19 protein-coding genes are annotated in these 24,838 nt (G+C 73.4%); 10 read left to right on the forward strand and 9 right to left on the reverse strand.

Annotated elements, in window-relative coordinates; translation table 11 throughout:
- Positions 1–65 precede the first annotated feature (65 nt).
- The 8 genes from ACGFZN_RS19270 to ACGFZN_RS19305 all read right to left on the reverse strand — a co-directional run bounded on the left by ACGFZN_RS19270 (position 66) and on the right by ACGFZN_RS19305 (position 7,862).
- Positions 66–1,073, reverse strand: coding sequence for a beta-ketoacyl-ACP synthase III (locus tag ACGFZN_RS19270; protein ID WP_393859664.1), 1,008 nt, complete (start codon positions 1,071–1,073; stop codon positions 66–68).
- Complete coding sequence (locus ACGFZN_RS19275) at positions 1,070–2,050, reverse strand: VlmB-like protein (protein WP_360147998.1); 981 nt, start codon at positions 2,048–2,050, stop codon at positions 1,070–1,072. The genes ACGFZN_RS19270 and ACGFZN_RS19275 overlap by 4 nt, the downstream gene beginning before the upstream one ends.
- On the reverse strand, positions 2,047–2,592 hold the full coding sequence (locus tag ACGFZN_RS19280; RefSeq protein ID WP_393859665.1) for a flavin reductase family protein: 546 nt from the start codon (positions 2,590–2,592) through the stop codon (positions 2,047–2,049). Before ACGFZN_RS19280 ends, ACGFZN_RS19275 begins: the two co-directional genes overlap by 4 nt.
- The gene (locus ACGFZN_RS19285) at positions 2,589–3,119 is read right to left on the reverse strand and encodes a hypothetical protein (protein ID WP_330337283.1); all 531 of its coding nucleotides are present in this window, start codon (positions 3,117–3,119) and stop codon (positions 2,589–2,591) included. Before ACGFZN_RS19285 ends, ACGFZN_RS19280 begins: the two co-directional genes overlap by 4 nt.
- A 20-nt stretch (positions 3,120–3,139) precedes the next feature.
- On the reverse strand, positions 3,140–3,622 hold the full coding sequence (locus ACGFZN_RS19290) for a type II toxin-antitoxin system RatA family toxin (RefSeq protein WP_393859666.1): 483 nt from the start codon (positions 3,620–3,622) through the stop codon (positions 3,140–3,142).
- 2 nt (positions 3,623–3,624) lie between these two features.
- On the reverse strand, positions 3,625–4,920 hold the full coding sequence (locus ACGFZN_RS19295; RefSeq protein ID WP_393859667.1) for an aspartate aminotransferase family protein: 1,296 nt from the start codon (positions 4,918–4,920) through the stop codon (positions 3,625–3,627).
- 137 nt (positions 4,921–5,057) lie between these two features.
- A complete protein-coding gene (locus ACGFZN_RS19300; protein WP_393859668.1) occupies positions 5,058–6,200 on the reverse strand; it encodes an acyl-CoA dehydrogenase in 1,143 nt (380 codons plus the stop codon).
- A 30-nt stretch (positions 6,201–6,230) separates the two neighbouring features.
- Positions 6,231–7,862 (reverse strand): aldehyde dehydrogenase family protein, encoded by a 1,632-nt coding sequence (locus tag ACGFZN_RS19305; RefSeq protein WP_393859669.1) that lies wholly within the window; start codon positions 7,860–7,862, stop codon positions 6,231–6,233.
- 162 nt (positions 7,863–8,024) lie between these two features.
- Between ACGFZN_RS19305 and ACGFZN_RS19310 the strand changes: the two genes are divergently transcribed.
- From ACGFZN_RS19310 to ACGFZN_RS19340, 7 genes are all read left to right on the forward strand, one after another.
- Positions 8,025–8,324 carry an acyl carrier protein gene (locus tag ACGFZN_RS19310; RefSeq protein ID WP_330337278.1) on the forward strand — a complete coding sequence of 100 codons (300 nt, stop codon included), beginning with the start codon at positions 8,025–8,027 and terminating at the stop codon, positions 8,322–8,324.
- 11 nt (positions 8,325–8,335) lie between these two features.
- Entirely contained in the window at positions 8,336–14,014 is a 5,679-nt protein-coding gene (locus ACGFZN_RS19315; protein WP_393859670.1) for an SDR family oxidoreductase, read from the forward strand.
- A gap of 15 nt (positions 14,015–14,029) precedes the next feature.
- Positions 14,030–15,631, forward strand: coding sequence for a fatty acid--CoA ligase (locus tag ACGFZN_RS19320; protein ID WP_393859671.1), 1,602 nt, complete (start codon positions 14,030–14,032; stop codon positions 15,629–15,631).
- Entirely contained in the window at positions 15,628–16,620 is a 993-nt protein-coding gene (locus ACGFZN_RS19325; protein ID WP_393859672.1) for an LLM class flavin-dependent oxidoreductase, read from the forward strand. The genes ACGFZN_RS19320 and ACGFZN_RS19325 overlap by 4 nt, the downstream gene beginning before the upstream one ends.
- A 29-nt stretch (positions 16,621–16,649) precedes the next feature.
- Positions 16,650–17,417, forward strand: coding sequence for a thioesterase II family protein (locus ACGFZN_RS19330; RefSeq protein WP_393859811.1), 768 nt, complete (start codon positions 16,650–16,652; stop codon positions 17,415–17,417).
- Between the two features lie 157 nt (positions 17,418–17,574).
- A complete protein-coding gene (locus ACGFZN_RS19335) occupies positions 17,575–19,044 on the forward strand; it encodes an MFS transporter (protein WP_393859673.1) in 1,470 nt (489 codons plus the stop codon).
- A gap of 155 nt (positions 19,045–19,199) precedes the next feature.
- Positions 19,200–20,393, forward strand: coding sequence for a cytochrome P450 (locus ACGFZN_RS19340; RefSeq protein WP_393859674.1), 1,194 nt, complete (start codon positions 19,200–19,202; stop codon positions 20,391–20,393).
- A 57-nt stretch (positions 20,394–20,450) separates the two neighbouring features.
- On the opposite strand, the gene ACGFZN_RS19345 is transcribed toward ACGFZN_RS19340, so the two are convergent.
- The gene (locus ACGFZN_RS19345) at positions 20,451–21,320 is read right to left on the reverse strand and encodes a maleylpyruvate isomerase family mycothiol-dependent enzyme (protein WP_393859675.1); all 870 of its coding nucleotides are present in this window, start codon (positions 21,318–21,320) and stop codon (positions 20,451–20,453) included.
- Between the two features lie 234 nt (positions 21,321–21,554).
- Between ACGFZN_RS19345 and ACGFZN_RS19350 the strand changes: the two genes are divergently transcribed.
- The 3 genes from ACGFZN_RS19350 (at position 21,555) to ACGFZN_RS19360 (ending at position 24,613) form a co-directional block, all read left to right on the forward strand.
- Positions 21,555–22,517 carry a diacylglycerol/lipid kinase family protein gene (locus tag ACGFZN_RS19350; RefSeq protein ID WP_393859676.1) on the forward strand — a complete coding sequence of 321 codons (963 nt, stop codon included), beginning with the start codon at positions 21,555–21,557 and terminating at the stop codon, positions 22,515–22,517.
- Positions 22,518–22,585: 68 nt separating this feature from the next.
- A complete protein-coding gene (locus ACGFZN_RS19355; protein WP_393859677.1) occupies positions 22,586–22,954 on the forward strand; it encodes a nuclear transport factor 2 family protein in 369 nt (122 codons plus the stop codon).
- Positions 22,955–23,044: 90 nt separating this feature from the next.
- Positions 23,045–24,613 carry an MmgE/PrpD family protein gene (locus ACGFZN_RS19360; protein ID WP_393859678.1) on the forward strand — a complete coding sequence of 523 codons (1,569 nt, stop codon included), beginning with the start codon at positions 23,045–23,047 and terminating at the stop codon, positions 24,611–24,613.
- The last annotated feature ends 225 nt before the right edge of the window (positions 24,614–24,838 follow it).

Below are 24,838 nucleotides of genomic sequence, written 5' to 3' on the forward strand. Positions count from 1 at the left end.
AGGTGTACGCGCCGCGCGTACCGCTGAATACGAGTTGCTGACGTTCCGTCAGGGTGTCTGTCGCGTCAGAAGGCCTGCAGCCGGGGCCAGCGGACCGTCGCCGCGCCCCACGACAGCCCGCCGCCGAACGCGGTGAGCAGCACCCGGTGGCCCGTGGTGAGCCGTCCCTCGGCGGTGGCCTCGGCGAGCAGGAGCGGGATCGAGGCGGCGCCGGTGTTGCCGACCCGCTCGATGTTGCTCAGCCGCCGTTCGCCGGGGATGCCGAGCCGGTCGGAGACGGCCTCCAGGATCCGGGCGTTGGCCTGGTGGGCCACGAACCGGTCGACGTCGGCCAGACGCCAGCCGGCCCGCTCGGCGGCCTCGGTGGACGCGGCGGTCATGCGCTCCACCGCGTGCCGGTAGGTGTCCCGGCCGAGCATCTGGAAGAAGTGGTCCTCGGGTGCGGCCGGGCGGCCGGTGGACCGCTGCCGGGAGCCGCCCGCGGGCACCTCGATCAGATGGCTCAGCTCGCCGTCGCTGCCGAGCACCAGCGGCCCGATCGCCCCTGGTTCGGCGGGCGAGCCGGCCCGCAGGACGACCGCGCCCGCGCCGTCCGCGAAGATCACCGCGGTGGTGCGGTCGGCCGGGTTGATGATCGTGGTGAAGGCGTCCGCGGCGACCAGCAGCACGCTGTCGGCCACCCCGGCCGCGATCAGCCCGGCGGCGGACGCCAGGCCGTACAGGAACCCGGAGCAGACCGCCGCCACATCGAAGGCGGGCACCTGTCCGAGCCCCAGCCGAGCCGCCACCTGCGGTGCGGTCGCCGGGCAGGGCTGGTCCGGGGTGGTGGTGGCCAGCACCACCGCCCCGACCCGTTCGTCGCCCGCCGACTTCAGCGCCCGCAGGCCCGCCTCCACCGCCAGGTCGCCGGTGGACGTGCCCGGGGAGACGATGCAGCGCTCGGCGATGCCGGTGCGGGAGCGGATCCAGGCGTCCGAGGTGTCCAGCCGGGCCGCCAGGTCGTCGTTGGTCACCCGGTTGGGCGGGACGTACGACCCGATGCCCGCGATCACCGCGGCCCGCCCGGCGCTCATGCGCCCGCCTGGGAGGAGAGGACCTCCACGGGCAGGCCCATGTACGCCATGCGCACCTCGGCCATCTCGTCGGTCCAGCGTTCGGCCATGTCGTAGCGCTGTTCGGCGGTGGTGTCGAGGAGGCGCACGCCGGGCCAGATCTCGTAGTCGCCGATGAGGTCCGCGTGCCGGCCCATGCCCTCCTGGAACAGCTCCTCGCGGTGGATGACGAACTCCCGGTCCGGTATCTCGTCCCACAGCTTGACCCCGGCGCGCAGGATCTCGAGCAGCCTCGGCTTGTACTCCGGGTGCTCGACGACGTGGTCGCGCAGGATGGTGCTGGCCACGGTGAGGTGCCGGATCTCGTCGATGGCGGTGCCGCGCGAGATCTCGCCGGTCGCCGGGGACAGCGGGGTCCACTTGCGCTCGCTCAGCTCGGCGGCCGGGGCGAGCACGCCCTCGATGACGATGGCGAACACGGCGACGCCGCCGGGGAAGTCGGCCTGGTCGCGGACGATGTCCAGGGTGAAGTCCACCACCGGGTCCAGCACCCGCTTACGGTAGTCCCGGGCCATCTCCTCGATGTCCTTCAGCAGGGTGTGCTGCGGGATGCCCAGCTCCACCAGGTGCTGCCGGAACACCCGGGCGTGCCGGGCCTCGTCCAGCAGCTGGGTGGCGTAGAACTCCATCTGCGGGATGCCGGGCGCGATCGAGACGTAGTGGCCGAGCAGCCGGGTGGCCAGCTCCTCCGCCAGCGCCCGGAAGCCGAACTCCAGCACCAGGGCCTCGCGCAGCGGGCCGGGCGCCTTCAGGAAGTCCGGAGTGAGCGCGTTCTCGTGGTGGCCGGTCGCCCCGCGGTCGCGCAGGGTGCCCTGGGCGACCGAGGTGATCCAGTAGGCCAGGTCGCACTGCTCGGGACCGAGGGTGAGTTCCTTCGCACCGTCCAGCAGACCGGGCGCCTTCTCCCAGTCCGCCTCCGGTGCCACAGATGCGGTCATGACGCGGCGGCCTCCTTCGCCGGACGCAGGGAGCCGGCGTACAGCCCGCCGGCGTAGGACAGCAGGGGCGGACCGTCGTCCGCCGTGGCCCGCACGACGTGGCCGAGCAGCAGCTCGCTGTCGCCCGCCGCGTGCGCGGAGTGGAAGCGGCAGACGTAGTGGGCGAGCGCGCCCGCGATCAGCGGGGCGTGCGCGTACCGGTCCGCCGTCCAGGCCAGGCCGGTGAAGGCCGCGTCGCCGTCGGGCCGGGAGCTGTCCGCGAACCGCCGCGCCACGTCGGCCTGTCCGCCGCCGAGCACGTTGATCGCGAACCGGCCCTCGGCGGCCGCCAGCCGGGCGAAGGACGAGCCCGCCCGCAGCACCACCCCGACCAGCAGCGGCTCGCGCGAGACGAGGGTGACCGTGCTGGCCGTGGTGCCGTGCATCCGCTCCTCGGGGCCGGTGGTCAGCACCGACACCGGGGAGGCCAGGTGGTACAGGGCGCGCCGGCGCTCGGCCGGGTCCTGCCGGACCGGGCGCCGTACATCCGTGGCGGTGGTCATCGCACGGCCTCCGTCTCGCGTACGGCGCGGGCGGGCACGTGCCCGACCGGCACCGGGTCCATGGCGTGCCCGACCGGCTTGGGGTGGGGCAGGCCCAGGTCGTCCAGGAGCCTCAGATAGCCCTCCTGGCGCACCGGTTCGAAGGGCAGCGCGAAGGACTTCATGAAGTTGCCGAACAGGCCGCGGTCGCCGAACAGGTGGAACGGCAGCACCAGCAGCGCCCACTCCGGCTTCACCAGCCAGCACCACAGCGCGGCGACCGCGCCCTGTGTGATCAGGCTGTGCATGACGTTGTAGAGGACGTAGTACGCCTTGTGGATCGGCCGGCCGCCGCTCCTGCGGAACGCGATCGCGCCGGGGATGTAGCCGATCAGGTCGATGTAGAGGAACAGTCCGAGCGCCGGCAGCCAGCGGATGTCGCCGAAGTGGTAGGCGATCAGGCCGGTGGTGACGGCGAGGCCCACCAGGTACTCGGCGCGGTGCAGCGAGTAGGTGCGCGGGGTCTCGAAGGGGTTCGCCTGGTCCATGTCAGCTCCTCGCCCGGGTCCTAGGCGCCGACCGCTGCGGGCGTGGTCAGTTCGATGCCGCCCTGGATGCGCACGGCCGGGAACAGGCCGGTCAGCGCCCAGGCGACGGTCTCCTTGATGACCCGCTCGGCGATCGGGTCGAGGATGCCCTCCAGGCTCGGGATGCCGAAGTCGAAGTCGGCGTCGAAGCGGACGGTGACGTCCGCCCCGGACTGCTGCACGGACCAGGTCCCGGAGAAGGAGTCGAAGTCCCCGTCGGACTGCTCGAAGCGGATCGCACCCTCCTCCGGCACGACCGTGTCGTCCTCGGTCCAGCGCAGCAGGCCGCTGCGGAAGTGCAGCTCCCAGCTGGAGGACGCCTTCGGGTCGGGGTAGGAGGCGTGCACGGTGGTCGCGTTGACGTGGGGCGCGAGGTCGGGGTACCGCTCCCAGCGCCGTACGGCGTGCAGGACCGTCTCGGCCTGCTCCGCGGGTATCAGGGCATCGAGTTCGACGTGCCGCACGATCAGTTACCGCCTTCCGGCATTGTGGCCGCGCCCTTGATCAGGTCGCGGGTGGCCAGGTCGAAGGAGTTGACGAGGAAGTCGACGTCGGTGTCGTCCAGCACGGCGGGCGGGGTGAACCGCACCACCGAGCTGCCGTTCATGGAGTGGTTGGCGACCACGCCGTGGTTGAACAGCTCGATCAGCAGCTCGCCGGCGAGGCCCGCCTCGACCAGCTCCACACCGATGAGCAGACCCCGGCCGCGCACGTCCACCACCAGCTCGGGGATGTTGCGCCGGGCGACCTCCGCGATCCGCGGCAGCAGCCGGGCGCCGAGGTCCATGGCGCGGGTGACCAGGCGCTCCTCCTTGACGGCCCGGATCGCGCCCTGCACCGCGGCCATCAGCACCGGCTGCCCGGAGAAGGTGGCGGTGTGGACGTAGGGGTCCTTGTCGAAGGGGCGGAACGCCTTGCGGGTGGCGACGGCCGCCGACACCGGCATCACCCCGCCGCCGAGCGCCTTGCCGGTGAGCAGGACGTCCGGGACGACGCCCTCGATGTCGGCGCCCCACCACTCGCCGAGCCGCCCGAACCCGGACTGCACCTCGTCGAGGATCAGGAAGCCGTCGTACTCGCGGACCAGTTCCTCGACCCGCTTGAGGTAGCCCTTGGGCGGGACGATCACCCCGCCCTCGCCCTGCACCGGCTCCAGGATCACGCACACCTCGCCGGGGTGGGCCCGCAGCTCCGCCTCCAGGGCGTCGGCGTCGCCGTACGGCAGGTGCTGGAAGTCGGGGACGAGCGGGCGGAACGGCGCCTGGTAGACGTCCTTCGCGGTCGCCGACAGGGCGCCGAGCGTCTTGCCGTGGTAGCCGCCGCGCATCGACACGGTCCGCTTGCGGCCGCCCGCCCGGGCCAGCTTCAGCCCGGTCTCCACGGCCTCCGCGCCGGACAGCGCGAAGTGCACCCGGTCCAGGCCGGGCGGCAGCACCGACACCAGCGCCTCGGCGGCGCGGGCCACCGTCGGCTCCAGCAGGATACGGGTCGCGGTGGGGTGGGTGCGCAGCTGGCGCTCCACCTCCTCCATGACGATCGGATGCCGGGCGCCCATGATGAACACGCCGTAGCCGCCGGCGTTCAAAAAGCGCTCACCGTCGCTGGTGGTCACCCAGGCGCCCTCGGACGCCACCTCCATGTGACTGCCGAACAACTCGGCAAGCGTGGCCCGCCCCTTGCTGAGGTGGGCGCGGTACAGATCGAGAATCTCGGCTTCGTCGTCGACGGCCGGGGCCGCCGGTGATTCCTGGACAATGGTCACGTGTCACTCACTCCAAAAGAGGGGTGGGGGAGCGCCCTGAAGGGGCGCGGGGCTGTGCTCGATGTGCGGCTCCGCCGCGTGGGCGCGAACAACCACAACGGACCCGCAGTCGCCCACTGGGCTCGGCCGACCGAGCTCTACGCCAGAACCAAAGGCCCCCCGTCGAAGTACGCGAGCAACGGCTCCGACGCGGCGATCCTGGACGGCGGGTGAAAGGCCAGCGCACGCGTAGCGGCAGCGGCCTGCGCACTCGCGGAGTTGCTGATGAACTCCAGCCCGCCCAGCAGTTCCAGCGCCCGCCCCACGATCGCCGGCAGCGCGTTCTGCACGGCGTACCGGGCGACCAGCACCCGTGCCACCGACTCCTCGTCGCCGGGTTCGGCGCCCGTGCCGCGGGCCACGCCCTCCAGCAGGGCGAGGGCGGCCTCCATGTCCACGGCGAGCGCGGCGCGTTCCTCCGCGCCGCCCCGCTTGCGCTGAAGCACCTGCTCCACCAGCGCGGCCGCGGCTCCGGCGTACCCGGCGGAGATCAGCATCTCGAACCAGACGAAGCCGGCCGACTGCAGGTCGTCCAGGCGGGTCGGGTCGTCGGCGCCGGCCCGCACCACCATCTCGGCCGGCACGAACACGTCCTCCAGGCGGACCTCGTCGCTCTCCGCACCGGCCAGCAGGTCGTTGCCCCAAAAGGGGTGCACGGACAGGCCGGGCGCGCGGGCGGGCACGATCGCGAGCGCCAGCTCGGGGTCGCCGCCGTCCTCGCCGTGGATGGCGATGGACGCGGTGAGCAGGCTCATCGAACGGGACAGGCTGCACGGCTTCTTCGACCCCGACAGCAGGAACCCGCCCTCCACCGGGCGCGCGGTGACGGCCGGCTTGAGGATGTTCTGCGCGGTACGGCCCTCGGCCCAGCCGGAGGCCATGACCTGCTGCTCCGGCACGATCCGGTGCAGCAGCTCGGTCTGCGCGGCGGTGAGCCGGCCGTCCTTGACGGCGAGCGAGTACAGCATGGCGGCGGTGAAGTGGTGCATGGACACGGCCGCGACCAGGGACGGGGACAGCGCGCCGAGGGCCAGCTGGACGCGCAGCGCCTCCAGCGGGGCGGCGCCGTGGCCGCCGTAGGACTCGGGTATGAGCAGGCCGACCCCGCCGTGGATGCGGAACAGGTCGATCACCGGGCTGCCGGGCCGCTCCCGTTCGGCGTACGGGAGCTGCTCCAGCTCCTTGAGCAGTCCGGGGTGGAACCGCTCGCACACGGTCCTGGCGGCATCGAGGGAACGCACGGGAAACCTCCGCGGGACTTGGGGGGTTGGTCAGGCGCCGAAGACCGCGTCGTAGGGGCTCACGTCGCGGGCGATGCTGACCCCCTGCACATGGGAGGTCTTGAGCATCGGGTAGTTGGCCTCGCCGAAGGCGCCGCCGGTGCGGCCGGTGCCGCCGTGGCTCGGCAGGTACGGCAGGAAGCCGATGTGGGAGTCGTTGACCTTCAGCAGGCCGCCGTTGACCGTGCGCCGCACGAAGGTCTCCACGACGTGGTCCGAGCGGGACCACAGGGAGTTGCGCAGCCCGTAGTCGTTGCTGTTGACGAACTGCAGGAACGCCTCCAGCAGGGCGTCGTCGTTGTCGCGTTCGGCGACCACGATCGGGATCAGCGGGAAGAAGGTCTCCTCGCGGACCACGTCGTACGTCCGCGCACGGTCCAGGCCGTCCACCCGCACCACCGTCGGCTGCAGGAACACCCCGGTCTCCGAGACCGTGCCGTCCAGCTCGGTGCGGTGGCCGCCGGTCACCAGCTCGGCGCCGTTGTCCAGGGCCTGCCGCAGCAGCCGGAAGAACCGCTCGCTGCGCCTGACCGGCGACAGCAGCACGTCCTCCTCCTCGGGCAGGCCCGGACGGATGCCCTTGACCTGCTCCTTCACCTCGGCGATCAGCGCCTCGGCGACGTCCGGGTGGACGAGGACGTAGTTGGGCACCATGCAGATCTGCCCGGAGCCGTAGAAGGCCTCCGTGATGGCCTCGGCCGCCCACTTCACGTCGGCGTCCTTCCACACCACGATGCCGTCGTTGCCGGCGAGTTCGAGGATCGGCTTCTTGCCGTGGGCCACGCACTGCTGCTCGAAGCGCAGGCCCTCCTGGCTGCCGCCGATGTAGAAGATGTCGTTGATCAGCGGGTCGGCGATCCAGCGGTCCATGGTCTGCTTGGGGTTGGAGCACACCGCGTTGAGCACCCCGGCGGGCGCGTCCATCTCCTCCAGCAGCGGCGCGACGACGTCCCGCAGCAGCCACATCGTGGACAGCGCGATGCTGCGCGGCGCCCGCACCACGACCGCGTTGCCGGCCATCAGGGCCAGCACGCACAGGGCGGCGCTGGGCAGCGGGGCATTCTGCGGCGGGTTGAAGGCGACCACGCCGTCCGGCTGGCGGTGCAGGATCAGCTTGCGGCCGTTGTACTCCTTCTCCACCCGCATCTGCTTCAGGTACCAGCGCAGGGAGCCGGGGGCGTAGATCTGCAGCAGGCAGCTCAGCTCCCAGCGGGCGAGCTTCACGGGGTGGGACTCGGCGACCAGCATGCGCAGGAACTCGTCCTGGTGCTTGATCAGTTCCTCGCGGAAGCGGGTGCCCAGCCGCATCCGCCGCTCCAGGGGCACGGCCGCCCAGTCGGGGGCGGCAGCGGCGGCGGCCTGGGTGGCCAGGTCGATGGCGGAGTCGTCCGCGATCGCGCAGCGCCCGACGACGTAGGGGTGCCTCGCCGCCTCGGACTCGGGGTCCTGTTCGAGGGAGCGCTTCAGGCTCACGCTGGTGAACACGTCTTCCAGCAGGGAACGCCCGCTGACGGTGTAGACCCAGCCGTCCCCGGCGACGTCCTTGCCCGCGATGTAGAGGTCGTAGCTCTTCAATCCGGAAGGTGCCTCAGCACTCTCCTCCTGCGCGGCTTCGCGAAGCATCTTCAGCCTTTCGGATATGGCGTGTGGATTTCTTGAAGCAAGGCGAGCCTGACAGCGGAATCTGACCCGGCGCTGACGCCCGGCTGACCGGCCCGATCCGGCCAACCACACCGCTGGGAAGCCGTCAGTGGGGCGTCAGCCGGCGCTGCTTGCATGAGGCGCATGCCACCTGTCGACAGCACGAGCCGGCGCCTGCGTGAGCTGCCGCGCAGCGAACTCGCCGAAGAAATCGAGTCAATCGTCCTCGGTAAATTCAGGGCCGTTCTCCTCATGGACGATTCCGAGGATCTTCCGCTCGACATCAGCTATTTCGATCTCGGCCTCACCTCGCTGCGGCTGACGGAGATACGGCAGAGCCTGGAGCAGCTCCTGGATCTGTCGATCAACGTCAGCGTGCTCTTCAACGAGCCGACGATCGACCATCTCGTGGACCACCTGACCCAGGCCATCCAGGAAGCTTGAGGAGTCGCTCCATGCCGCGTACGGAGACAGAGCAGGCGCCCGAGCCGGTCGCGATCGTCGGAATCGGTCTGCGGTTCCCCGGCGGCAGCGGCTCGCCCGACGAGTTCGACGCCTTCCTGCGGGAGGGCAGGAGCGGGATCGGGCCGATCCCCCGGGACCGCTGGGACGTCGAGGCGTTCACCCCCGAGGGCCCCGACGACAAGGGCAAGATCATCGCCTCGGCCGGCGGATTCCTCGACCGCATCGACCTGTTCGACGCGGGCTTCTTCAACATCTCCCCGAAGGAAGCCCGCTACATGGACCCCCAGCAGCGGCTGCTGCTGGAGACCGCCTGGCAGGCCCTGGAGCACGCCGGCATCGACCCGGCCCCGCTGCGCCGCGGCAACGGCGGCGTCTACATCGGCGCCAGCTCCATCGACTACGCCCTGGAGCTGGACTCACTGCCGTACGAGGAACTCGACGGCCATCTGGCCTCCGGCATCACCATGTTCCCGCTGTCCGGCCGGCTGTCGTACTTCCTCGGCTGGCGCGGCCCGAGCATGAGCGTCGACACCGCCTGCTCGTCCTCGCTGGTCGCCCTGCACCTCGCCGTCCAGGCGCTGCGCGGCGGCGAGACCGACATCGCGCTGTGCGGCGGCGTCAACGCCCTGCACCATCCGCGCATCCCGGTGATGTTCTCCAACGCCCAGATGCTCGCCCCCGACGGGCACTGCAAGACCTTCGACGAGTCCGCCGACGGCTACGCGCGCGCCGAGGGCTGCGGCATCGTCGTCCTCAAGCGGCTCAGCGACGCCGAACGCGACGGCGACCGCGTCCTCGCCCTGGTCCGCGGCACGGCCGTCGGACAGGACGGCGACAGCGCGGGCCTGACGGTGCCCAACGGGCCGGCCCAGGAGAAGGTCATCCGCAGCGCGCTCGCCGCCGCCCGCCTCACGCCCGGGGACATCCAGTACGTCGAGGCGCACGGCACCGGCACCCCGCTGGGCGACCCCATCGAGTTCGGCGCCATCGGGGACGTGTTCGTCGACTCGCACACCAAGGACCGCCCGGTGCTGGTCGGTTCGGTGAAGACCAACCTCGGCCACATGGAGCCCGCCTCCGGCATCGTCGGCGTCATCAAGACCGTGCTCCAGCTGCGCGCCCGCACGATCTACCCGCACATCAACCTGCGCACGCCCTCCGGCCGCATCCCCTGGGACCTCTACCCGCTGCGGGTGCCCACCGCCTGCGAGCCGTGGGACGCCGAGGTACGGCGCGCGGTCGTCAACAGCTTCGGCTTCGCCGGGACCATCGGCGCGGTGGTGCTGGAGCAGGCGCCCGAGCGGGCGCCGGCCGCCGGGACGGCGGGCGGCGTGCCGCCGGTGTTCACCCTGTCGGCGAAGAACGCCGCGGCGCTGCGCGAACTCGCCGCCTCCTACCGGGGGCTGGTCGACGAGCAGCCGCTGGAAGCGCTGTGCCACAGCGCCAACACCACCCGCGCCCACCACCCCTACCGCATCGCCGCCCCGGTCGCCGACCGGGCCGCGCTGGCGAGGCTCCTGGACCGGGCCGCCGAGCAGGAGCACGAGGGGCCCTCCGGCATCCGCAAGACCGCGTTCCTGTTCACCGGGCAGGGCTCCCAGTACGCCGGCATGGGCGCCGCCCTGTACGAGGCGTTCCCCGTCTTCCGCGCCCACGTGGACGAGTGCGACCAGCTCTTCGCCGCCCATCTCGGGCGCTCCGTGCGGGAGTTGCTGCTCGGCACCGCCGACCCCGAGGCGGTCGACCGCACCGAGTACACCCAGCCCGCCCTGTTCACCCTGGAGTACGCGCTCGCCCGGCAGTGGATGGCCTGGGGCGCCCGGCCCAACGTGCTCATCGGGCACAGCATCGGCGAGGTCGTCGCCGCCGCCGTCGCCGGGCTGTTCGACCTGCCCGACGCCGTACGGCTGGTCGCCGCCCGCGCCCGGCTGATGCAGGCCGTGCGCACCGAGGGCGGGATGGCCGCCGTCACCGCGCCCGTCGAGGACGTCGAGCCGCTGCTCCAGGGCCGCGACGACCTCGCGCTGGCCGGGATCAACGCCCCCGACCAGACGGTGATCTCCGGCGCCACGGCCGCCCTGGAGGAGGTCACCGGGGTCCTCGCCGGCCGGGGGGTGCGCGTGGAGCGGCTGAAGGTCTCCCACGCCTTCCACTCCCCGCTGATGGCCGAGGTCTACGACGACTTCCGCGCCGCCCTCGACGGCATCGTCTTCCACGAGCCGCAGATCAGCATCGTCTCCAACGTCACCGGCCGGCTCGCCCGGTTCCGGGACATCGGCAACGCCGACTACTGGGTGCGGCACATCGGCGAACCGGTCCGCTTCCTCGACGGCATCCGGGCCGTCGCCCGCCGCGGCCGGCACGCCATGGTCGAGATCGGCCCGCAGGCCGGGCTCACCGCGCTCGCCCGGCGCGGCGTCACCGCCGAGGACCACCTGTGGCTGCCGAGCCTGCGCCGCCGCGACACCACCACCGCCACCACCCTCACCGCCCTCGCCGACTACTACACGGCCGGCCTGCCCGTCTCCTGGACCGGCTACCACGCCGGGCATCCCGCGCCGGCCCGGGTGGACCTGCCGACGTACGCCTTCCAGCGCAAGCGCTACTGGCTGCCCTCCGTCACCCCGCGCCGCTCCGCCGCGAACGGCGCCGCCCGGCACCCGCTGCTCGGCACCGAGGAGCGGTTCGCCAGCGGGGTGCGGGAGTTCACCGCCGAGTTCACCGCCGAGGAGCTGGGCGCGCTCGCCGACCTCGCCGACGGCGGCCGTACCGTGCTGCCCGCCGGCGCCTACGTCGACCTGCTGTTCGCCGTGCAGGACGCGGTCCAGGGCCACGCCCGCTCCGCCGTCCGCGACCTGGCGCTGCTCGCCCCGCTGGAGCTGCCCGCCGAGACGCCGACCGCGTTGACCACCCGCTGGCGGCCCCGGCAGGGCGGCGGCGCCGAGGTGGAGGTGTTCACCACCGTCGGCGGCGAGGAGAACCTGCACGCCACCGCCGTCGTCGCCGCCGAACCCGAACCCCTCGTGCCCGTCTCGGAGCTGGCGGAACTGGACGCGACCCTCGCCCCGGCCGCCCAGCACATCGACGACGAGGACATCTACACCGACCTCGCCTCCGTCGGCCGCCCCCAGGGCCCGCGCATGCGCCTGCTGCTGCGCGCCGCCCGGCACGGCGACGGCCTGGTCACCGGCGAGCTGACCGGACGGGACGCGACGGCTGTCGAACACGTCCCGGCCGAGCTGCTGGAGGCCGCCGTGCAGGCGCTGGTCGTCCTCGACCCCGAGGGGCCGGTGTTCGTGCCCCGCGAGATCGCCGCCGTACGGCACTTCCGCAAGCCGCGCGGGGAGAGCCTGCGGGTGCTGGCCCGGGTGCGCGGCGAGCAGGACGGGCGCCTCGCGGACGTGCTGCTGCTGGAGAACGGCGAGCCGGTCGCCGAGCTGCTCGGTGTGCGCATGGCCCGGCCCGAGGGCCGCGCCGGCCGCCGCCGGTTCCTGCACCGCCCCGACTGGGTGCGCCGTGCCCTGCCCGCCCGCGAGCACGCCCCGGCCCGGCACGTGGTCCTGCTCGACCCGTCCGCCGCGCGCGCCGCCGAACTCGCCGCCGAGCCCGGTGTGAAGGTCACCTGGCTGGCCGACCTCACCGACCTCAAGGCCGCGCTGGAGGACCCGACCGTCACCGACGTGTGCCGGCTGTGGCGGCAGCGCCCCGAGCCGATGTCCGCCGGGCGGCTGCGCGCCGAGTGCGAGGACAACTACCGCGAACTGCTCGCGCTGCTCGGCGCGCTGGAGGCCGCGGCCCGCCCGCCCCGGCTGTGGCTGGTCACCGAGGGCGCCCAGTGGCTGCCCGGCGACCCGGCCGGCGACGGCGGCCACCTCGGCGCCGCCACCCTGTGGGGCTTCGGCCGGGTGCTGCTCACCGAGTACCCGCAGTACCGGGCCACCCTGGTCGACCTCGCCCCCGGCAGCGGCCTCGCCCCGCTCGCCGAGGAGTGGCGGGCCGAGCCGCCCGGCGAGTACCAGGTCGCGCACCGCCCCGGCCGCCGCTATGTGCGCCGGCTGCTCGCCGGTGACACCGCCCTCGCCTGGCGCGGAGGGTTCGAACTGCGCGCCCCCGACTCCGGCGACCTGTCCGACCTGGCCCTCGCCCCGGTCGCCGACCGGGCGCCCGGGGCCGGCGAGGTCCAGGTCCGGGTGCACACCGTCGGCCTCACCGCCGCCGACGCCCGCACCGCCCTGGACACCGGCCGGGCCGAGCGCGCCGAGGAGGCCGCGGAGGAGGAACCCCCGCCGCTGCTCGGCCAGTTGGCGCGCGGCACCGTTCTCGCCGCAGCCGCCGGCACCGGCTTCGCGCCCGGCGACGAGGTGCTCGTCCGGCACGACGGCACCTTCCGCTCCACCCTCACCGTCCCCGTCCCGGCCGTCGTCCACGCCACCGGCTCCGACGACACCGCCCCCCGCTTCCGGCTCGACGAGACCGGCGAGGCCCTGCGCACCGCCCTCGCCGACCCCGCCGGGCGGGCCTGGGTGACGCTGCCGGAGGACGCCGAGGAGCAGCCGCACCAGGCGGACGAGGGCCCCGCCGGGCTGCGCGCCGACCGCACCTACCTGGTCACCGGCGGCCTCGGCGGGCTCGGCCTGGTCACCGCCCGCAAGCTGGCCGCGCTCGGCGCCCGGCACCTGACCCTGGTCAGCCGCAGCGGCCGGGCCACCGAGGAGGCCTCCGGGCTGCTCGCCGACCTCGCCGCCGACGCCGAGATCGACGTCGTACGCGCCGACGTCTCCCGCCCGCAGGACGTCCAGCGGCTGGTGCGCAAGCTGGCCGCGGGGCCCTACCCGGTCGGCGGGATCGTGCACGCCGCCGGCTCCTACGACAAGAAACTGATCTCCGAGCTGACCTGGGAGTCCATCGACGCCCAGCTCGCCGCCAAGGCCTACGGCGGCTGGCTGCTGCACGAGGCCGCCGAGACCTCCTTCCCCGAGCTGGAGTTCTTCGTCACCTACTCCTCCATCGCCTCCGTCCTCGGCGGCGCCACCCAGGGCCACTACGCCGCCGCCAGCGCCGCCCTCGACGCGCTCGCCGAATGGCGCGGCCGGCGCGGGATGCCGGGCCTGTCGGTGAACTGGGGCGCCTGGGCCCGGGTCGGCATGTCGGCCCGGCTGGAGGAGCACCTCAGCCAGGAGATCGAACGCAGCGGCGTCCGCTTCTTCTCCCCGACCCGCGCCCTGGACACCCTCGCCCGGCTCTGGGGGCGGCCGCGCACCCAGCGGATCGTCGGCGAGTTCGACTGGGACCGCTATGTCTCCGGCAGCGTCACCGGCGACCTGTTCTACGACCGGCTCGCCCGGCGGACACCCGACGAGGACGGCACCGGACTCGACCTCGGCGCGCTGGCCGCGCTGCCCGAGCCCGAACGCCTGGCCGCCGTCACCCCGGTGGTCCGCGAGAAGGTCGCCGCCGTCCTGCACCTGGAGGAGGGCGACGAACTGGACGTGAACAGCGAGTTCGTGTCGCTGGGACTGGACTCCCTGATGGCCCAGCAGGTCAAGTCCGCGCTGGAGCAGGCCTTCCGGCTGCCCCTGCCGGCCTCCCTCACCCACGACCACCCCACGGTCCGCGCGCTCGCCCGGTTCGTCACCGGGCAGCTCGCCCACGGCAGCGCGGAAAGCTAGGGACGGGAAACCGAGATGACCGACATACCAAGGGAGCGCTGGACGCTCCACCACTCCTCCCGGGCCCACGCCGGAAGCCGCCCCGACCACCCGGCGATCATCTGCGAGGGCCACGTCACCACCTACGACAAGCTGCACCGCGACAGCAACCGGGCCGCGCACGCCCTGCACGCGACCGGGGTCGGGCGCGGCGACCGGGTCGCCTACCTGGGCCGCGAGTCCGCCACCTACTACCTGGTGATGATCGCCTGCGCCAAGGCCGGCGCCGTCCTCGTCCCGGTCAACTGGCGGCTCACCCCCGGCGAGGTCGACCACATCCTGCGCGACTCCGGCGCCACGCTGATCTTCGTGGACGACGAGTTCTGGGACACCGTCGCCACGGTCCGCCACCAACTGCGCGGACTGCGCCGGGTGATCCGCGTCGACGGCACCGACCCCTACGGCGAACCGGCGCGCGGCGCCGGACTGCTCGCCTGGGCGGCCGACCAGCCCGAGACCGACCCCGCGCCCGGCACCGGACCCGACGACGCCGTCATCCAGATCTACACCAGCGGCACCACCGGCCTGCCCAAGGGCGCCGTCCTCGCCCACCGCAGCTTCTTCACCCTGCCGCACGCGAGCCGCGCCGCCGGCGTCGACTGGATCGACTGGCTGCCCGAGGACGTGGCCCTGATCTCACTGCCGGGCTTCGGCGTGGCCGGCATCGGCTGGTTCCTGCACACCTTCAACGCGGGCGGCACCAATGTGATCATGCCCCAGTTCGACCCGCAGGAGGCGGTCCGCCTCATCCGCGCCCACCGGGTGACCACCACCTTCGCCGCACCGGCCATGCTCCAGGCGATGGCCGCCGAACGCGAGGCCGGGCCCGAGGCGTTCGCGTCCCTGCGCAAGATCGCCTACGGCGCCGCGCCCATGTCCCCGACGCTGCTCAAGCAGTGCCTGGAGACCTACCGCTGCGAGTTCGCCCAGATCTACGCCAGCACCGAGACCGGCAGCGTCGCCGTGTGCCTGCCGCCCGACGCCCACCACCCGGACAGCACCAGGCTCACCTCGGTGGGCCGGCCCTGCCCCGGCAACGAGGTCAAGGTGATCGGCCCCGACGGCGAGAGCCTGCCGCCCGGCGCCGTCGGCCAGATCTGCGTGCGCGCCCCCTCCCGGATGCTCGGCTACTGGAACCTGCCCGAGGCCACCGCCCGCACCCTGGTGGGGGAGTGGCTGCATATGGGCGACGCCGGCTACCTCGACGAGGACGGCTACCTCCACCTGTGCGACCGGATCAACGACACGATCATCGTCGCCGGGCAGAACATCTACCCGGCGGAGGTCGAGAAGGCCCTCGCCGCGCACCCCGCCGTCGCCGACGCGGCCGTCGTCGGCCTGCCCGACGAGCGGTGGGGCGAGAGCGTGCACGCCGTGGTCGTGCTCAGGCCCGGCGCGACCGCGACACCCCGGGAACTGCTGCTGTCCCTGCGGGGCCGCATCGCCGACTACAAGATCCCGGGCGCCTACCACTTCACGGACTCCCTGCCGCGCAACCCCTCGGGGAAGATCCTGCGCCGCGCGGTACGGGAGCAGCTGACGGCACCCGCCAGGGACGTACTCGGGAGCACAGTGTGACCTCACTTCGGATCGGCATCCTCCTGCCCACCCGCGAGCAGGCCATCAACGGCAGCTACGCCGCCGCGCCCCTGCTCGACTTCGCCCGCCGGGCGGAAGCGCTCGGCTTCGACTCGCTGTGGGCCGGCGACTCGCTCACCGCCCGCCCCCGGCTCGACCCCCTGGTCGTGCTCTCGGCCGCGGCGGCGGCCACCACCCGCATCACCGTCGGCACCGCCGCCCTCACCCCGGCCCTGCGCCACCCCCTCATCGGCGCCAACATGATCGCGAGCCTGAGCCATGTGGCCGCGAACCGGCTGGTCCTGGGGCTCGGCTCCGGGTTCCCCATGCCCGAGACCGAGGAGGAGTTCGCCTCCGTCGGCGCCTCCTTCCAGGGCCGGGTGGGGCGGCTGGACGAGATCACCGCGCTGTGGCGCACCGCCTGGCGCTCCCACGACGAGGGCGAACCCACCGAGTTCCAGGGCCGGTTCTGGCAGGCGGAGAACCTGGACCGGCTCCCCGGCCCCGCCGTCCCCGGCGGCCCGCCCCTGTGGCTCGCCGGCAGCGACACCCCCAAGGTGCTGGCCCGCGCGGCGGCCCGGTACGACGGCTGGCTGCCGTTCCTGCCGGACGTCGACGCCTACGCCCGCGCCCGCCGCCGTATCGCCGAACTCGCCGACGAGGCCGGCCGCACGGTCACCCCCGCGCTGTACGCCACGGTCACCGTGAACAGCGACGAAACCGCCGCCAGGGCGGAACTGGAGCACTACATCAGCCACTACTACGGCCGCTCCCTGGAGCAGATGAGCAGCATCCAGGCCTACGCCTGGGGCAGCGCCGAGAAGTGCGCCGAGTGGCTCGGCGGATACGTCCGGGCCGGCGCCCGGCACCTGGTCCTGCGGATCGGATCCCTGGACCCCGAGCCGCAGTTGAAGGAGATCGCCGAGGTGCTGCTGCCCGCCGTGCGCGCCCTCGGCCCGTCCACCACCGTTGGGAGTACGCAGTCGTGACCACCGAGATCGGCACCATAGGCAGCCGGATGTCCAGCGAGGGCCACTGGTTCCACCCCGTGGAGCCCTCGCCCGACGCCTCGATCCGGCTGTTCCTGCTGCCCCACGCCGGCAGCGGCGCCATCATCTACCGCGACTGGGAGCGCCTGCTGCCGCCGGACATCGCCCCGCAGGCCGTCACCCTGCCCGGCCGCCACAACCGCCGGGACGAGCCCACGTACGAGGAGTTCTGGCCGCTGCTCGACGCGCTGCACGAGGCCGTGCTGAACGACCTGGACGAGCGGCCGTTCGCCTTCTTCGGGCACTGTCTCGGCGCCCAGCTGGCGTTCCGGCTGGCCATCCGGATGCAGGAGGAGGGCGGCCCGGCGCCGGTGATGGTCGGCATGTCCGGCTGGTCGCCCGAGGGCTTCTTCCAGCCGACGGAGGAGCAGAGCCGGATGCCGGAGCCAGAACTCGTCGAGTGGATCAAGAAGTTGGGGTCCTTCCCGGCCGAGATCTACGACAACCCCGAGATGCTCGCCCTGGTCGTGCCCGCCCTGCGCGCCGACCTGCGGGTCGCCGCGCAGTACGTGGACGACGGCAAGGGCGTCACCTGCCCGCTCGCCTCCTACGGCGGCCGCAGCGACCCGCTCCAGGAGGCCCCGGACGCCATGACCCACTGGGCCGGCCGCACCCCCGCCTATCTCGGCCACAGCGAGTACGAGGGCGGTCACTTCTACATCGACACCCACGCCCAGGCCGTCACCGCGCACTTCGCGCACCGGCTCCAGCGGCTGGCCGCCGCGGCCGTGGGCTGACCGCCGCAGGCGTTTCCGTGTCAGCGCCGTGTCAGCGGGGCGCGGGACAGTGCTCGGAGGACCGTCGTACCGAGCGCCGTCCCGTGCCCCCTCGCGTGCGCGGCGGACACCTTCGGCACGCCCCCCACCAGCACGAAACGACCTAGGAGGGTCGTCCATGACCACCGAAGCGGAACTGACCGGCAGCGCGGCCTCGGCCGCCTCGCCACCGGACATCGAGGAGGCCGCGGGCAAGCCCGCCTGGGGTGCGCTCTGGGTCGTGCTGGCCGGTCTCTTCATCGCCAACGTCGACTTCTTCATCGTCAACGTGGCCATCCCGTCGCTGCAGCGGAACATGCACGCGACCAGCGCCGAGATCCAGCTCGTCGCCGCCACCTTCAACATCGGCCTGTCCGCCATGCTGATCACCGGCGGCCGGCTCGGCGACCTCTACGGCCGCCGGAAGGTGTTCTCCATCGGCCTCGCCCTGTTCACGCTCTCGTCGCTGGCCTGCGGCATCGCCCCGAACATGGCCGAGCTGATCGTGGCGCGCGCGGTGCAGGGCGCCGCGGCCGCCCTCGTCATCCCGCAGGTCCTCGGCATCCTGACCACGGCCTACGCGGGCAAGGCCCGGGTCGCCGCGTTCAACGCCTACGGCATCACGATGGGCGCCTCGGCCGTGTTCGGCCAGCTCATCGGCGGCCTGCTGATCAAGGCCGACGTCTTCGGCTGGGACTGGCGGACCATCTTCCTGATCAACGCCCCGATCGGCGCGGTGGTGCTGTTGCTCACGCCGAAGGTGGTGCCCGAGTCCCGGGCCGAGGGCCACACCGGCCTCGACTGGACCGGCGTGATCCTGGTGACCGCGGGACTCGCCGCCGTCGTGCTGCCGCTGGTCGAGGGCCGGGAGCAGGGCTGGCCGACCTGGACGTGGGAGTGCCTGGTGGCGGCGGTGCCGCTGCTGGCCGCGTTCTGGTGGACCCAGCGCCGCAAGGCGGCCCGCGACAAGTCGCCGCTGGTCCACCCGAGCCTGTTCGAGGACCGCGCGTTCGGCGTGGGCGTCGTCTCGCTGCTGGTGTTCTTCGCCGCGATGGCCTCCTTCTTCCTGGTCCTCGCGCTGTACCTGCAGGAGGGCCGCGGCCTGTCCGCCCTCGAGTCGGGTCTGCTGTTCATCCCGCTCGGCCTCGGCTTCTTCATCGGCTCCGCCCAGTCGCCGAAGGTCGCGGCCAAGCTCGGCAGGCAGGTCCTCACCATCGGCGCGCTGCTCCAGGCGGTCGGCAACGTCGCGCTCGCCGCCACCGCCTGGGAGCTGGGCGGCAGCGGCTCCGTCGCCTGGTGCATCCCGGCCATGGTGCTGGCCGGCTTCGGCATGGGCTTCGTCGTCGCCCCGCTCGCCTCGCTGGTCCTGGAGGGCGTCGCCCCGCACCACGCGGCCGCCGCCTCCGGTGTCTTCTCCACCGCCCAGGAGATGGGCAACGCCGTCGGCATCGCCGTCATCGGCGTCGTCTTCTTCGGCGTCGCCGGCCACAAGGTCACCGCCCACTCCTACTCCCACGCCTTCGGCGCGGGCCTGCTGGTGCAGGCGGCCATCTGCGTGGCGGTGGCGCTGCTGGTGCAGCTGCTGCCGCGCAAGGCCGAGGCGTCCTGACGGCGGCTCGGAAGCGGAGCACGACCCACCCGGCGGGCGCACGGAGGCACACCCTCCGTGCGCCCGTCAGTGCTGCGTCAGAAACCGGTCAGCCGTCTCCTCCACGCTGGCCGAAACGACCCGCCGCTTTTCGGCCGAGCCGACGGAGGACATCCGTGCCCGACACCCTTGACCCACTCCCCGCCTGGCCCATGCCACGCTCCTGCCCGTACGCGCCCCCGGACGCCTACGCGGAGCTGCGCGAACGGCCCCCGCTGAAGGTGCGCATACGCGGCGGCGAGGCCTGGCTCGTCACCCGCCACGCGGACGTGCGCCAGGTGCTCAACGACCGCCGCTTCAGCGCCGACGACCAGCAGCCCGGCTTCCCCATCCGGATCCAGCTGCCGCCCGAGCCCGGCGTGATGTCGTTCAACCGCATGGACGACCCGGAGCACGGCCGGCTGCGCCGCATGGCCATGACCGAGTTCACCGCCCGCCGCACCCGCGCCCTGCGCCCCGAGGTCGAACTCCTCGTGCAGCAACTGCTGGACGGCCTGGAAGCGGGCCCCCGCCCGGTCGACCTGGTGCGCCACTTCGCGATCCCGCTGCCGTCGCTGGTGATCGCCCGGATGCTCGGCGTCCCCGAGCAGGACGAGGCGGACTTCACCGAGCAGAGCCAGGTCATCCTCTCCCAGGAGGCCGGCCCCGAGGAGACGTACGCGGCCTTCCTCGAGATGACGCGGTTCCTGGACCGGCTCGCCGCGCAGCGCACCGCCGAACCCCGGGACGACCTGATCAGCCGGCTGGCCACCCGGTACGTCGCCAAGGGCGAGCTGACCCACGACGAACTCGTCGCCATGGCCCGCTTCTTCCTCGTCGCCGGGCACGAGACCACCGCCCACCAGATCAGCCTGAGCGTCCTCAGCCTGCTGCGCGACCCGGCCCAGCTGGCCGAGCTGCGCGCCGACCCGTCGCTGTACAAGGGGGCGGTCGAGGAACTCCTGCGCTACTGGTCCATCTCCCAGGACAACCAGGTCCGCGCCGCCGTGGACGACGTCGAGCTGAGCGGAGCGCTGATCCGCAAGGGGGAGGGAGTGATCGTCGCGATCCCCGCCGCCAACCACGACGAGTCGGTGTACGCCGGCGCCGGCCGCCTCGACGTCCACCGCGACGCCTCCGGCCATCTCGCCTTCGGCTACGGCGCCCACCTGTGCCCCGGCGCCTCGCTGGCCCGCATGGAGCTGGAGGTGTGCCTGAGCGCCCTCTTCGCCCGCTTCCCCACCCTGCGCCTGGCGGTGCCGCCGGAGCAGGTCAGTTTCCGGGAGAACACCATCGTGTACGGCCTGGAGGAACTGCCCGTCACCTGGTGACGTCGCCGGCCGGCCCGAGGCCACCGGGCGAACCGGTGGCCCGGGCGCGGCCCGGGGTCAGGAGACGGCGTGGCCGAGCCAGAAGTCGAGCAGGGCGCGGTCCCCGAGCACCGTCACCCGCGGGCTCCGCGGCCGCAGCCGCCCCTTGACCACCAGCAGCAGATCCGCGGGCGCGGCGACCACGGTGACGTCGGCCGGGTCGCCGGCCGGTGCCTCCCGGCCGACACGTACGCCCTCCGCCGCGCACGTGATCAGCCAGTGGCCGGGCCCGCCGGGTGCCGTCCGGGCCGACCGGAAACCCAGCGTCTCCCCGCCGCGCGGCACCTCGGCGAACAGGGGCGAGAGGAACGGCCGGGCGGCCGGTTCCCCGAAGGCACTGAGGCAGAAGTCGACACAGTCCAGGGCGACGTCCGGCTCCGTCTCGAACGGCAGGCCCGCCGTCAGGGCCGCGTCGGCCCGGTGCACGGCCGTCTCGAACAGCGCCCAGCGCAGCCAGAACTCCTTGTTCTGCCTGCCGTACGGCGCCCAGAGCGGCACGTCCGGACCGACCGCGTCGAGCGCCTCGGCCAGCCGGTGCGCGCCCTCGGCCAGGAACCGCGCCCGCCGGCCCGGGCCGGCGAGGTCGTCGGCCGCTCCCCGGGCGCCCAGCTCGGCCACGCGCTCGGTCCAGCTCCTGCCGTCCTCCGGGGCGGCGGAGAGGCCGCCGGGCGGGAGGAAGACGGTGCTCCGGCTGGTCAGGATCGTGGTCGCCCAGTCGTGGCCCTGCCGCACGTGCCGCACCAGGTCGGCGAGCGTCCATCCGGGGCACGTCGGGACAGGCTCGGCCGGCGGGACGCTGCGGGCCGCGTGCGCCAATCGGGCGGCCTCCCGGCGTAACTCCGAGGTGTAGCGGGGGAGGGCGAGGGTCGGACGCGTCCGTGTGGTCATGGCTGTCTCACTCCGGTCGACGGGACACAAATCGGTGCCATTCGACCCCGCGCCGCTGATCGAGCGCTGACGCGTCCCCGGTCACCGGTCCGGCCCCGCGACCGGGCCGGACCGGCGTCAGCCGCGCGTCAGCGCCGTGACAGGGGCCCCCGGCACAGTGGAGATCACCGCGGCGCCGGGCGTCCCCCGGCCCGGTCCCGCCGGTGCCGTCCGACGAGAAGGAGCAGGCCCGCCATGGCAGACACCGCAGCCCCGGCTCCCACCCGGGCGCTCGTCCTGGGCAACCCCGCCTCCGGCAGCCATTCGCCCGAACTGGTGGAGGAGGTGCGCCAGTTGTGCGCCTCCTGCCTGGAGCACACGGAGGTGCACCTGACCACGGGCCCGGGGGACGCCACGGCCGCCGTGCGCCGCGCCCTCCAGCGGCCCGCCCAGGCCGCGCCCGGGGCGCCGGACCTGATCGTCGTCATCGGCGGGGACGGCACCGTCCGGGAGGCCGTCCAGGGACTCGTGCCCGTGACCGGGAACGCCACCCTCGCGGTGGTGCCCGGCGGCACCGGCAACTCCGGCTACAAGATGCTGTGGGGTGAGCGCCCCTGGAGCGAGTCCCTGAAGGCCGTCCTGACCGACAACGGCATCGGCGGCAGTGCCCGGCTGCGCCGCCTGGACCTGGCCCGCCTCGCCGAGACCCGCAACCTCGTGTACCTGGGCGCCTGTTCCGGGGTGATCGCCGACGCGCTGATCACCGCCAGGGAGCTGCCGCTGACCGGCCGGGAGCGCTACGCCCGCGCCTTCGCCGACACCGCCGCCGGGTACGAGCCGTACCCCGGCCGGGTCACCGTGGACGGCCGGGTGGTGCACGAGGGCCCCACGGTCCTCGCCAACGTCGGCGGCGGCCGCTACCGCGGCGGCCGGTTCCTGGTGCTGCCCGACTCGCTGCTCGACGACGGACTGCTCGACGTCTGTGTCATCGGCGGCGCCGTCCCGGCCGGCCAGGTGCCCGAACTGACGCTGGACGCACGGCACATGGACCACCCGGCGACCGTGTACGCCCGTGGCCGCACGATCACCGTCGAGCGCACCGACGGCCGCCGGCTCCCGCTGGAGCACGACGGCGAGTACCAGCACGGCATCGGCGCCCGGGCCACCTTCGAGGTGCTCCCCGGAGCCCTCCCGGTCTGGGCGCCGGCCCTCCCCTGAACCGGCCCTCCCCCGAACCACCTGTCCGAAGCACCGAAGAAGCAACGCCACGTAAGGAGATCGCCCGCATGAGCGACCTGACCACCACCGTCAACCGCTACCTCGCCATCTGGAACGAGGCGGACGCCGACAAGCGCGCCGCGGCCATCGCCGAGCTGTTCACCGCCGACGCTCCGTACATCGACCCGCTCGCCGCGGTCGAGGGCCACGAGGGCTTCGCGGCCGTGGTGGCCGGCGCCCGCGACCAGTTCAAGGGCCTCAGCTTCGAGCTGCACGGCACCGTCGACGCCCACCACAACCAGGCCCGCTTCCAGTGGGGCCTGGTGACCGAGCCGGGCGCCGAGCCGATCGCCATCGGCTTCGACGTCATCGTCACCGACGACACCGGCAGGATCAAGGGCGTCTACGGCTTCCTGGACAAGGTCCCGGCGGCGTAACACCCCCTCTCACGGCGGGAGCACCGGGGCGCCGGTGCTCCCGTCGCCGTGTCCGCGGACGTACCACCAGGCAGCAGGAAGGTTTCCGCCATGACCGCCGTCCTCGCGGAGAGCGTCGCCCGGGCACTGTGCGCCGACTGGGCCGAACAGGGCGGAGCCGTGCCCCGGGCCGCCCGCGGCCGCCCGCCCGCCGACACCCCGCTGCGCGAACTGTCGCACTGGGCCGCGACGCTGCGCCCCCAGCACATCCCGTGCCGGGTGCTGAAGCTCGCCGCGAGCCAGGTGCTGTCCCAGATCGCCTCCATCCGCGCCGGCCTGCAGCACCCGCTCGGCAGAAAGCTGGTGGCCGCGTTCGGGCACCCCATGCAGCGCGACCCGCGCCAGGCGGCCGGCGTCTTCGCCGCGCTCGGCTCCTGGCTCAACCTGGACGACACCGCGTACGCCGGGCACCTGTCGAACTCGACGGTCGCGGTGCCGCTCGCCTTCGCCTACGCCCGGCAGCTGGACGGGCTCTCGCTGCTCACCGCGGTCGTCGCGGCCAACGAGTGCGCGGCCCGGATCACCGCCTCCGCGACCCTCGGACCGCTGCGCGGCCAGAGCGCCGTGCACACCCATCTGGCCGGTGCGGTGGCCGGCCGGCTGCACTGCGACCGGGCCCCGGCCACGCTGTTCGAGAACGCCTTCGGGCTGGCCTTCGCGATGCCCAACTGGCCGCTGATGCGGGCCTTCCTGGCCAGCGACGCCCGCCTGTTCAACACCTTCACCCCGGTGCGCACCGCGATGGACGCCTGCGACGCGGCGTACGCCGGGCTGCGCGGGGCGCCGGACATCATGGAGCACAGCGACGGCTTCCTGGCCCGTTTCGCCACCGTGCCGCTGCCGCAGGCGGTGGCCAAGGGCCTCGGGCGCCGCTGGCACACCGACACCCTGTCGTTCAAGATGCACCCGGGCGGCCCCGGCATCGACGCGGCGGTCGACTGCGCCGCCGAGATCCACAAGGAGCTGGGGCCCGTCCGGCCGCGGGACGTGGCCGAGGTGGTCGTGGAGGCCTCGCTGTACACGCTGTTCGCGGGGGAGCGGGCCGCCCGCTATGTCACCGGCCCCGGCTCCCCGCTCGGCGCGCTGGTCCTGGACGTGCCCTATCCGGTCGCCACCACGCTGCTCACCGGCGGCTTCGGCGTGGACGACTTCTCCCCGCCGCTCCTGGACGACCCCGACCGCTGGGCGCTGGCCAAGCGGATACGGCTGGAGCACGACACCGAGATGACCCGCGAGCTGTTCCTGTCCGACGCGCCGTTCGGCGAGGCCGTGCGGGAGGCCGGCGACCTGGCCGTGCCGTGGCTGCGCGGCTTCGGCGGCGACGAACTGGTCGACCTACTGGGCGCGTTCGCCGCCGACGACCGGGACTTCTCCCGGTCCACCAAGGCGACCGGCGCCCGGGTGACCGTACGCCTGACGGACGGCCGTACCGTCTCGCGCACCCGGCTGATTCCCGTCGGCGCGGCGGGGCCGGAGACCCGGGCGGGCCATGCCGAGCTGGTGCGCGAGAAGTTCCTGTCGGTGGGCGGCGCGCCGGAGGTCGCCGACACCGTGGACCGGCTGCACCGGATGCGCCCGCGGGCGGTGCGCCGCTGGATCGAGACGGCGTTCCTGGACTGACGGCCCCACCCACGACGCCCCGGCCCCTACAGCGGACCGCAGCCCTTCAGCGGACCGGCTGTCGTGGGTCTTGTGCGGGCCGGCTGCTGTAGCCCTTCAGCGGGTCGGCTGCCGCGGATCCTTGTGTGGGTCGGCTGTCGTGGGTCCTTCAGCGGGTCGGCTGTCGTGCGTCCTTCAGTGGGCTGGCTGCCGTGGGCCCTTCAGCGGGCTTGCCGCCGTAGCCCT

Origin of the sequence: Streptomyces sp. NPDC048192, from assembly GCF_043202415.1 — a bacterium.
Lineage (GTDB): Bacteria > Actinomycetota > Actinomycetes > Streptomycetales > Streptomycetaceae > Streptomyces.

Coding starts and splice junctions, on each gene's coding strand:
- ACGFZN_RS19270 (WP_393859664.1), bottom strand. CDS start 1,073: ATGAGCGCCGGGCGGGCCGCGGTGATCGCGGGCATCGGGTCGTACGTC.
- ACGFZN_RS19275 (WP_360147998.1), bottom strand. CDS start 2,050: ATGACCGCATCTGTGGCACCGGAGGCGGACTGGGAGAAGGCGCCCGGT.
- ACGFZN_RS19280 (WP_393859665.1), bottom strand. CDS start 2,592: ATGACCACCGCCACGGATGTACGGCGCCCGGTCCGGCAGGACCCGGCC.
- ACGFZN_RS19285 (WP_330337283.1), bottom strand. CDS start 3,119: ATGGACCAGGCGAACCCCTTCGAGACCCCGCGCACCTACTCGCTGCAC.
- ACGFZN_RS19305 (WP_393859669.1), bottom strand. CDS start 7,862: ATGCTTCGCGAAGCCGCGCAGGAGGAGAGTGCTGAGGCACCTTCCGGA.
- ACGFZN_RS19310 (WP_330337278.1), top strand. CDS start 8,025: ATGCCACCTGTCGACAGCACGAGCCGGCGCCTGCGTGAGCTGCCGCGC.
- ACGFZN_RS19315 (WP_393859670.1), top strand. CDS start 8,336: ATGCCGCGTACGGAGACAGAGCAGGCGCCCGAGCCGGTCGCGATCGTC.
- ACGFZN_RS19320 (WP_393859671.1), top strand. CDS start 14,030: ATGACCGACATACCAAGGGAGCGCTGGACGCTCCACCACTCCTCCCGG.
- ACGFZN_RS19330 (WP_393859811.1), top strand. CDS start 16,650: ATGTCCAGCGAGGGCCACTGGTTCCACCCCGTGGAGCCCTCGCCCGAC.
- ACGFZN_RS19335 (WP_393859673.1), top strand. CDS start 17,575: ATGACCACCGAAGCGGAACTGACCGGCAGCGCGGCCTCGGCCGCCTCG.
- ACGFZN_RS19345 (WP_393859675.1), bottom strand. CDS start 21,320: ATGACCACACGGACGCGTCCGACCCTCGCCCTCCCCCGCTACACCTCG.
- ACGFZN_RS19350 (WP_393859676.1), top strand. CDS start 21,555: ATGGCAGACACCGCAGCCCCGGCTCCCACCCGGGCGCTCGTCCTGGGC.
- ACGFZN_RS19355 (WP_393859677.1), top strand. CDS start 22,586: ATGAGCGACCTGACCACCACCGTCAACCGCTACCTCGCCATCTGGAAC.
- ACGFZN_RS19360 (WP_393859678.1), top strand. CDS start 23,045: ATGACCGCCGTCCTCGCGGAGAGCGTCGCCCGGGCACTGTGCGCCGAC.